This is a genomic window from uncultured Rhodococcus sp. (assembly GCF_963525155.1).
Lineage (GTDB): Bacteria > Actinomycetota > Actinomycetes > Mycobacteriales > Mycobacteriaceae > Rhodococcus_F > Rhodococcus_F qingshengii.
Window position 1 is genome coordinate 1 of the sequence record NZ_CAURKP010000201.1, and the last position, 8,651, is coordinate 8,651.

Below are 8,651 nucleotides of genomic sequence, written 5' to 3' on the forward strand. Positions count from 1 at the left end.
ACTCTGAACCCGGAGGTCACCGAGCACACGCCTCGGTGACCCATTCCGGCGTGCTTCGATAGCCGGAAAGGGCGGCACGGTATCCCCTATTGCTAGCGTTGAGGGTGTGTTTGCACAGGGAACCAACGCGCTGACGGTAGACGGCCGACCGACGCTCGCGCATATCGATTTTGCCCTTATGGATTCCTATCGATTTCCCGACCGGCAGGGCTTCCCCGATTCATATCGCGCATTCATCAGGCACGCAGGTTGGGCGCGGACCTTCGGACTCTGGCTCATCTATCCGCCCGTCCTTCCCGGATTTGCGGACGGCTGGCAAGGGCGCGCCCGCAACCTCACCGCCCATCTTCATTCGGTCGACAGAGAAGGACAGGATGACGAGTTCGATTGGATGATCGAACCCGACGGCGATTGGTCACTCCCCGACTCGCTGCAGGTTTTCGGATGGAGCGAAAACGGTGACGCCCTCCTGTGGGACACAGCATCACGCGACACCGACGGAGAGTTTCCGGTTTGGGAATCACGCTCGTTCAACTCTCTCCACCGTCTCGGCGGGAGCATCCACGAAGCACTACCGTCCATTCGCACCCGGGCTATGGGCCTGTTCGGACCTCGCACCTCCGACATCGAGCCACTCCAGCCCACCCAACTCTGACGCGCGACCCAAATTATCGATAGGCCGCGGACACAGTCACGAATACGACACCTACGACGACGACCAGGGACAGATAACCGAGAACGAGGCCGGCCACTGCCAATCCGCGCCCACTTTCGCCGGAACGGCGAATCTGGTTCAACGACACATGGCCCACTGGAATAGCAAGAACTCCACCGAAGATTCCAAGTACAAGTGCGACGATGGCCAAGGCATTCGTGCCGCCGACCACCCCGGGGAGCGGCGCCGCCACATGCCTGACAGGCCCGAACGTCGAACGAAGGCTCCTCCCTAACAGCAGCGCCGCGGCCATATACAGCAACAGCCCCGCCACAGATCCGGCTATCCAGGCTCCACGAAACGCCGGCCCGTCGACGTCGAGGATCCTCCCCGCCGCCCTCACACCGGATCCTGCTGCACCGACCGCGATACTCAAATTCACTGCGCCAGGAATAACGGCAAGCATGGCAATGGCACCGACACCAAGCGACAATGCCGGGCCACCGCGACGCCGCCACGCCAACGAACTCATCAGCGCTGCAAACAAAGTCACAGCGGTGCCCAGAAGCCCAGTCACAAATCCGACAACGACTCCCGTCTCGAAGTCCCCACCTAGATGACGAGCAACCCACTGTGCCCAGGCCCGCGCGAATGGCGGCCCGAGCGTCAGCGAGACAACGACCGTTGCAACCGCAGCGCACGCCACGACACTGATGACCCGCAGAATCCACCCCAGATAACCGGAATGCGAATTATTCTGCGCAACAGTAGTTTCCGAGCCAATCACCAGGATTCCTTCGTTCAGAGTGTGAGAACAGAACGGCTCTAGCCGTCACTCCACACAGAACCGTGGCCGGACCGGCTCACTCATCTGATCAAGTTCTGGTGCCTGTGTCTGTAGTTCGTTCGCACGACCAAACCGGCGATAGCAACGATTACATATTTGTGTTAGCGTTGTTTTTATGAGCTCGAGAGCAAAGATTCTGGCCGCAGCGACCGAGCTGCTCAACACCTCCCCCCACGGCGACATATCCACCCGCGCCGTGTGCGAGATGGCCGGCGTCGGCGCCCCCGCGCTCTACCGTCAGTTCGGCGACAAGGACGGACTGCTCGCAGCCGTCGTCGAGGCGGGCTTCTTCGAATACCTCGAAGGCAAACGGGCTGCGACACCTTCCGATGACCCCGTTGCCGATCTACGGGCCGGCTGGGATGCGCACACCGCCTTCGCGCTCGCGCATCCCGCTCACTACCGCTTGATGCACTCACCTTCCGCCCAGAGCGCCGACACCGCCCTGCAGGCCCAGGCGCTACTTCGATCCGTTCTCGAACGATGCGCTGCGGCAGGTGTTCTGACCGTATCGGTCGACGTGGCTACGCAGATGGTGATGTCCGCCAATGCGGGCGTCGCTCTGATGCTCGTCGTCAGGCCGGAACAGTACCCCGATCCGACGCTGTCACAGCGAGTTCGCGACGGAATCTTCGCGTCCATCATCGACGAATCCGGCGCCCACCCGGAAACCTCACTCAACAGAGTTGCATCTACTCTCGACGCCCAAATCGCCGCCGCAGATTCGACTTCCCTCTCCACCAACGAAGTTGGCCTTCTACGCGAGTGGCTCCGCAAGCTGTCCGATGCAACCGAAACCAGTTCAGGAGTTACATCATGACTGACACCACCACCCGCGTCGCCATCGTCACCGGAGCTTCCGGCGGCATCGGGCGAGCGACTGCCGAGAAGCTCGCCGCCGACGGAATGGCTGTCGCCGTGCACTATTCAGGAAACATTCAACGCGCCCAGGAAACAGCTGACGCCATCGACGCTGCGGGCGGTCGCGCCATAGCGGTGCATGCGGACGTCGCCGACGAAGGTGAAGTCGCCGCACTGTTCGATACGGTCGAGGAGGAGTTCGGGGGCATCGACGTCGTCGCCCATGCAGCCGGAATCATGATTCTCTCCACCGTCGCAGAACTGAACTTCGACGATTTCGATCGGATGCATCGGACCAACGTCCGAGGGACCTTCGTGGTCGACCAGCAGGCAGCCAGACGTGTCCGGCGCGGTGGTGCGATCATCAATTTCTCCACCTCCGTGAAGAAGCTGGCGTTTCCGACTTATGCGGCGTACGCCGCCACCAAAGGTGCTGTCGACGCGATCACTCTGGTTCTCGCGAAAGAGCTACGGGGACGCGATATCACGGTCAACGCCGTAGCCCCAGGCCCCACGGCCACCGATCTATTCCTTGACGGGAAAGACGAAGCTACAGTGGAGAACCTGTCCAAGCTGGCTCCCCTGGAACGCCTCGGCACACCGGCGGACATCGCGGAGGCTGTCGCGTTTCTCGCCGGCCCAGCTCGTTGGGTCAATGGCCAGGTCATCTACGTCAACGGCGGCGTGATTTAGCAAAACCATCGTCTAAGGAGCACACCTTGGCAATTCCGACAAAACAGTCAAACCAGTCGACTTTGGTTGTAATGTGCAAACAATGGATAACCAGGATCGAGGGTCCGCCCGGACGTCACGACGGCAGTTCATCAGCGTTGCAGGGCTGGCGGCAACCGCGGTCATAACCCTCGCGACCTCCTCGACCGCCGGCGCCGCCGGCCCCACTGCACCCAATCCAGGTTCGCGGGTCGGCGATCCTGCGGAAGCCCAAGCGATACAGCGCGTCGCAGAGACACTGCTGAACAGCGGAGTCCCCGGTCTTGCCTTCGCCATCGTCAAACCGGATGAGAAGAACCGCAAGGCGAGTGTCACCACTACGTACCACTACGGATATGCCGACGTCGAAAACGGCGTGAGAGTCACTCCACGAACGCAATTCGAGATCGCCTCGGAGACCAAGACCTTCACCGCTGCACTACTGGCGAAACTGATCGCTCGGGGAGAAGTCGGATTGGACGACCTGGCGAGCAAGTATTCGGATGGCAACCCGCTGCCGAAAGGCATCGGCGGCGAGGAGATCACGCTTCGCCAACTGGTCACCCACCGTTCCGGTCTGAGCGACGACCCGCCCAATCTTTCGGCGGGGTGTGCCGATCCCACACGATCGTGCACGGACGAGAAGGCGAAGTACACCAGAAATATGCTCTGGAAAGGACTCCAAGACGCCGGCGCCTTGGAGTTCGCCCCCGGTAGCCACTGGCTGTACTCGGACTTCGGGTTCGGACTGCTCGGCACACTCATGGCCGACAAAATCATTCCGGGACAAGAGAAGCCACCATTCGCGGCGGCAGTCGCCCGCGAAATCACCGACCCGCTCGGGATGATGGGTACCGTGATCGAGACCAAAGCAACCGACCTTGCCGTTCCGTACTACCTCGACGGCACACGAGCGCCTCTGTGGAACAACACGGGTGCGATCGCAGGCGGGGGTGGGCTGGTCAGCACCGCCGAGGACATGTCGATCTGGGCTGCAACAACTCTCGGCTACGGAAACAACCCGCTCAAACCAGTCCTGACCTCGATGCTCGAGCAGATCGACACGCAAGCTCCGGAGAATCCTGCATTCGGAATGGGAATGGCGTGGCAGCTCCAACCCCCGACGCCGAACTTCCCACAACGGTTCGCCAAGAAAAACGGAGACAGCTCGGGATCCAACTGCATCACCCTGCTGGTTCCCGACAGCGGCTGGTCGATCACGATTCTGGCGAACGGTGGAAATGCGGCGATGATCGACCCTGCAGCCGTGAACCTGATGCATGATCTGGTTCCGAGACGACCGATATTCGGTAGCTCGACGGGAAGTTCGTCGGGCAGCGACGTCGGCTTCCAGACCGGGTCATTCGGATAGACCCACTTACCTACGGGCGCTACATCTTCGTCGAGCGTGCCATCACGAAGCAGTAGAGCCCGTAGGTGATGATGCCCAATCCGGCAAGGATCAGCAGCGCCACTCCGTACGGCTGCGCGCCCAGCGTCTTGAACGCTCCGTCGAGTCCGGAGGACTTGCCGGGTTCGGAACTGTTGACCGCAAGAAGAACCAGAATGCCGACTGCAGCGATGGCCAAGCCCTTGGCGACGTACCCGACGGTTCCGAGTCGGCGCACGAAGTTGCTGGGTGTGCCTTTCAGATCATCGAGGAAGTTCTGGCTCGCGCCCTTGTACACGTGGTACACACCAACAGCGATGATCGCGATCCCGCCGATCACCAATGCGATAGTTCCAAGCGTGTTCTCCATCAAACGCGCCGTGATCCCCGCACTCTGACCGCTGCTGGACTTCCCGCTACCGCGGGCGAATCCGAATGCAGTGAACGCAAAACCGAAATAGACGAGCGAAATGCCCAGAGCCTTTGCGCGGTTGAAGAACTCTTTCTTCTTGTCGTCAGAGGACGGCGACGACGAGCTTCCCAACGCAGCTTCGGCCAATCTCCACAACGCCATGGCAAGGAAGGCCACGACGCCGACCCACAGAGCGAAGACACCCCCTGGCTTTCCTGCCAACTCGGCCATCGCACCCGATTGGTCCGCAGACCCGGATCCACCGAGAGCAAGGCGGATCGCGATATATCCGATCAGCAGATGAACCACACCGCTGACGACGAATCCGGCACGGGCAAAGCGCTCGAAGACATTGTTCTGTGCGACGTCAGCCGCCGTGGACGCAACGCTCTTCTGGTCGTGCGGTGACGATTCTTTATTCATCATGATCGTCGAACCATATACGGGCAGACAGTTCCCTCGAACGCCTGCATCAAGTGTTTCGAGATCAAGGGTTTCGAGGGTTCTGATCCGGCGTCGACCGCGGTTCTTCGGGGTTGGGAACCTTGGGGTCGATCGTGTCTGCATGATCTCGTTGCTGGTTCAGTTCGTCGCGAGAACTCGTCGCCTCTTTCCGATGCTGCGCTGCATGATGTTGCAGCGCAGACGCTTCCGCCGCTTTGGCGTCGGCCTCTGCCTGCACCATGCGCGCTTTGGCTGCTGTCTCTTCTGCCCGCGCCTCGCGCTCGCCTACTTGCAGTGACTTGTCTGCGACGTCTTCGCGGATCTGTTCTGCCTCGATGTGACGACGCTCGTCACGCCTGTTTCGCGCCACCCACAAGAGTGCGGCCACGATCGCTATCACCACGACCACGGCAACAATTATCCAGATAATGCTGCTGGTACTCATACTGCGAGAGGTACCCACCTGCGACTTTCTCACACGCAGGCAAACAAATACGCTGAAATTACAGGTCGGTCGGATGTGTGTTGGCTCCGCATAGAACCACGCACAGTTCACCGTCGGACGGCGGCGACACCGTTCCGTTCAGAACCGGAGCCAATGCTGCTGCGGTTCCCAACTCCACCAGAATCCGGAACTCCCGCCACAGGAATGCCCGCGCCTGTCGGATCGAATCATCTTCGACCACAACACTGTCTACCGAACTCTCATGCAGTGTCTCCCAGGCGATGGCACCAATTCGTGTAGCCCCCAACGAGTCTCCGGCGATACTGTTCACTTCGATATCCACCGGACGCCCCGCATCGAGCGAGGTGCGCAAGGTGGCAGCCCCGGTCGGCTCGACGGCTACCACGTGATCTTCGGGACGAGCCGCCGCGACGATTCCAGAGACCAACCCGCCGCCGCCGACTGCAACGCAATACGTGATCGGTCCGGATGCGTCGTCTTCGATCTCGAGAGCGATGGTGCCGGCCCCACTGACGATGTCGGGCAGGTCGTAGGCATGCAGTTCGAGCGCACCGCTGGTGCGTGCGATGTCCGCCGCAGCGGCAGCAGCGAGTGCATACCGGTCGCCTACCTTGTGAACGGTTGCACCCAACTCTCCAAGAGCCTTCACCTTGGCATCAGGCGCTGTCTCCGGCACCACCACTGTGCAGGTGAGTCCTCGTCGCCGCGCTGCCCACGCGGCCCCGATTGCAGCGTTGCCGCCAGACGCGATCACCACGCCGGCATCGGGCATGGCGCCGTCGGCGACCGCTCGTTCCACTGCATTGAGACTGCCGCGCACTTTGAAGGAACCGCCGTGCTGGAGGTACTCGAGCTTGAACAGAACCGGTACCTCACCCTGTGGCGTCGGTAGCGCACTGCGAAAGATCGGAGTACGCCGCGCCAAACCTGCGATACGAGTCCGCGCAGCTTCGACGTCCGAGCGCTCGATTGCCACTGGGCCTGCATTGTTGTCGGCGGTGAGAGTCATGTACCAACCCTACGGTTCGCAACGTCGACCCGAAGCAGTCGGCCCATCGTAATCATGATGTCTGTTTTTCACCAAGGAATGCCCGCATCTGACCGAGACAATGCACCTCGGGGTGAATAAATTTACTACTACAAGAACAACGACGACATCAAGGAAAGGCACACCCCATGTCGAAGATCGCAGTATTCGGTGGAAACGGTTTTGCAGGAAGCGCAATCGCAAAAGAAGCCGCTTCACGCGGCCACGAGGTAACCGTCGTCGCTCGCAGCGCGCAGTCCGGAACCGACACGAATGTCGTGCAGGGTTCGGTTCACGACAACACGATCGTGGAGCAGATCACGGCAGACAACGACGTCGTTGTCGTTGCCATCCCCGCTCGCGAGATCGACGGCAAGCGCCTGCTCGACGCCGTCACTCCCCTCGCAGATGCCGCCGCACGCAACGGTGCTCGCATTGCCGTAGTCGGTGGCGCCGGCAGCCTGTTGGTCTCCGAGGGCGGGCCACGCGTCGTCGACACCCCCGACTTCCCGGACGCATACAAGGGTGAGGCACTCGCTCACGCCGACGTCCTCGATGCGCTCCGCGCGACCGACAGCAATGTCGACTGGTTCTACGTGAGCCCGGCCGCAGCATTCGGCGCCCATGCCGGCATCGCTCCGAAGGGATCCTTCCAGGTGGGTGGCGACATCCTCCTGACGGACGCCGAGGGCAACTCCGCCATCGCGGGCGAAGACTACGCACACGCTTTTGTCGACGAGATCGAGACTCCGGCACACCGTCGCCAGCGTTTCACCGTCGCACACTGAATATGAGCAACCTCCGTAGGCGCGCAGCCTGGATCACTGTTCCCGCTGCCGCCGCTCTCCTGCTCACCGCGTGCTCCAACGACGCGGAATCCGCAACGCCCAGCAGTTCTACGACGTCCACGAGCGTTGTTGCCGAACAGGGCGATCAACTCGAATCCAACAAGACCGTCGTCACGGATTTCTACGAACTGGCGTTCAACGGCCGTCAGGTACAGCAAGCCGCCGACCGGTACCTTGGCGACGTCTACATCCAACACAACCCCACTGCCGCCGACGGGGCAGCCGGATTTGTCAGCGGCATAGGCGGTTACGTCGAGGCCACACCCGGATTGCACGCCGAGATCACTCGCGTTTTCGCCGAGGGCGATCTGGTTGCCCTCCAGTCTCACACCACGTCTGCACCCGGCGACCGCGGCCAGGCCGTGTTCGACATCTTCCGCGTCGACAACGGCAAGATCGTCGAACACTGGGATGCCATTCAAGACGTGCCGGAAACGTCCGCGAATCCGAACACGATGTTCGACGGACCCACCTCGTCGCCGTCCAAGTCGTCAGAAGTCTTGGAGCGCAACACGGCCAACGCGTTGACGTTCCTGCAGCTCGCCTTCAACGAGGGCAAAGCCGCCGAGGCTGCCGACCAGCTGGTCGGTCCGACCTACACCCAGCACAACCCCTCGTTCGCTGACGGCAAGGACGCATTTGTCACCGCACTGGCCGGGATCGAACCCGTTACCGGAGACAAGGCCACCAAGTTTCCACGGACGGTAGCCGAGGGCGACTTCGTCTTCGTTCAGACCTTCGCTTCGTCCGGTGAGGGAACGGCCGGCAGCGGCTCGATGGACATCTTCCGATTCGACGAGAACGGCAAAATCGTCGAGCATTGGGACGCCGTCCAGGACTACCCGTCGACGACAGCAAGCGGCAACACCGTGTGGGACGACGGTCGCTGAGACGACAACTCCGAACAGTTCAGAGAGGGCTGCGTGATCAGCCGACGTTGATTCGTTCTGTGTCGCCGTCGTAGTAGTCCAACAATCTCTGATCCATCAC

Annotated in this window: 10 protein-coding genes; 6 read left to right on the forward strand and 4 right to left on the reverse strand. The window is 61.3% G+C overall.

All coding sequences use genetic code 11. From position 1 onward, the window contains the following. Positions 1-106 precede the first annotated feature (106 nt). A complete protein-coding gene (locus RWT78_RS25490; RefSeq protein WP_314681765.1) occupies positions 107-655 on the forward strand; it encodes a hypothetical protein in 549 nt (182 codons plus the stop codon). A gap of 13 nt (positions 656-668) precedes the next feature. On the opposite strand, the gene RWT78_RS25495 is transcribed toward RWT78_RS25490, so the two are convergent. Then, on the reverse strand, positions 669-1,442 hold the full coding sequence (locus RWT78_RS25495; protein WP_314681767.1) for a DUF4190 domain-containing protein: 774 nt from the start codon (positions 1,440-1,442) through the stop codon (positions 669-671). 175 nt (positions 1,443-1,617) lie between these two features. Here RWT78_RS25495 and RWT78_RS25500 point away from each other — a divergent pair, with 175 nt between their 5' ends. From RWT78_RS25500 to RWT78_RS25510, 3 genes are all read left to right on the forward strand, one after another. Beyond that, the gene (locus RWT78_RS25500) at positions 1,618-2,322 is read left to right on the forward strand and encodes a TetR/AcrR family transcriptional regulator (protein WP_003943013.1); all 705 of its coding nucleotides are present in this window, start codon (positions 1,618-1,620) and stop codon (positions 2,320-2,322) included. Further along, on the forward strand, positions 2,319-3,056 hold the full coding sequence (locus RWT78_RS25505; RefSeq protein WP_314681769.1) for an SDR family oxidoreductase: 738 nt from the start codon (positions 2,319-2,321) through the stop codon (positions 3,054-3,056). Before RWT78_RS25500 ends, RWT78_RS25505 begins: the two co-directional genes overlap by 4 nt. A gap of 82 nt (positions 3,057-3,138) precedes the next feature. Further along, the gene (locus tag RWT78_RS25510; RefSeq protein ID WP_314681771.1) at positions 3,139-4,446 is read left to right on the forward strand and encodes a serine hydrolase domain-containing protein; all 1,308 of its coding nucleotides are present in this window, start codon (positions 3,139-3,141) and stop codon (positions 4,444-4,446) included. A 19-nt stretch (positions 4,447-4,465) separates the two neighbouring features. Here RWT78_RS25510 and RWT78_RS25515 read toward each other — a convergent pair whose 3' ends face one another. The 3 genes from RWT78_RS25515 to RWT78_RS25525 form a co-directional block, all read right to left on the reverse strand. Next, positions 4,466-5,302, reverse strand: a complete 837-nt coding sequence (locus RWT78_RS25515; RefSeq protein ID WP_003943056.1) for a DUF1206 domain-containing protein — start codon at positions 5,300-5,302, stop codon at positions 4,466-4,468. A 61-nt stretch (positions 5,303-5,363) separates the two neighbouring features. Then, entirely contained in the window at positions 5,364-5,765 is a 402-nt protein-coding gene (locus RWT78_RS25520; protein WP_037130583.1) for a hypothetical protein, read from the reverse strand. A 58-nt stretch (positions 5,766-5,823) separates the two neighbouring features. Then, complete coding sequence (locus tag RWT78_RS25525; RefSeq protein ID WP_003943222.1) at positions 5,824-6,795, reverse strand: serine/threonine dehydratase; 972 nt, start codon at positions 6,793-6,795, stop codon at positions 5,824-5,826. A gap of 167 nt (positions 6,796-6,962) precedes the next feature. Here RWT78_RS25525 and RWT78_RS25530 point away from each other — a divergent pair, with 167 nt between their 5' ends. Together RWT78_RS25530 and RWT78_RS25535 are read left to right on the forward strand one after the other, a co-directional pair. Continuing rightward, positions 6,963-7,601 carry an NAD(P)-dependent oxidoreductase gene (locus RWT78_RS25530; RefSeq protein WP_065351516.1) on the forward strand — a complete coding sequence of 213 codons (639 nt, stop codon included), beginning with the start codon at positions 6,963-6,965 and terminating at the stop codon, positions 7,599-7,601. Between the two features lie 2 nt (positions 7,602-7,603). After that, the gene (locus RWT78_RS25535; protein WP_003943020.1) at positions 7,604-8,551 is read left to right on the forward strand and encodes a nuclear transport factor 2 family protein; all 948 of its coding nucleotides are present in this window, start codon (positions 7,604-7,606) and stop codon (positions 8,549-8,551) included. Positions 8,552-8,651 lie beyond the last annotated feature (100 nt).

Excerpts from the sequence above, each read along its gene's own strand:
- RWT78_RS25525 (WP_003943222.1), bottom strand. The coding sequence starts at position 6,795 with ATGACTCTCACCGCCGACAACAATGCAGGCCCAGTGGCAATCGAGCGC.
- RWT78_RS25505 (WP_314681769.1), top strand. The coding sequence starts at position 2,319 with ATGACTGACACCACCACCCGCGTCGCCATCGTCACCGGAGCTTCCGGC.
- RWT78_RS25520 (WP_037130583.1), bottom strand. The coding sequence starts at position 5,765 with ATGAGTACCAGCAGCATTATCTGGATAATTGTTGCCGTGGTCGTGGTG.
- RWT78_RS25535 (WP_003943020.1), top strand. The coding sequence starts at position 7,604 with ATGAGCAACCTCCGTAGGCGCGCAGCCTGGATCACTGTTCCCGCTGCC.
- RWT78_RS25500 (WP_003943013.1), top strand. The coding sequence starts at position 1,618 with ATGAGCTCGAGAGCAAAGATTCTGGCCGCAGCGACCGAGCTGCTCAAC.
- RWT78_RS25510 (WP_314681771.1), top strand. The coding sequence starts at position 3,139 with ATGGATAACCAGGATCGAGGGTCCGCCCGGACGTCACGACGGCAGTTC.
- RWT78_RS25530 (WP_065351516.1), top strand. The coding sequence starts at position 6,963 with ATGTCGAAGATCGCAGTATTCGGTGGAAACGGTTTTGCAGGAAGCGCA.
- RWT78_RS25515 (WP_003943056.1), bottom strand. The coding sequence starts at position 5,302 with ATGATGAATAAAGAATCGTCACCGCACGACCAGAAGAGCGTTGCGTCC.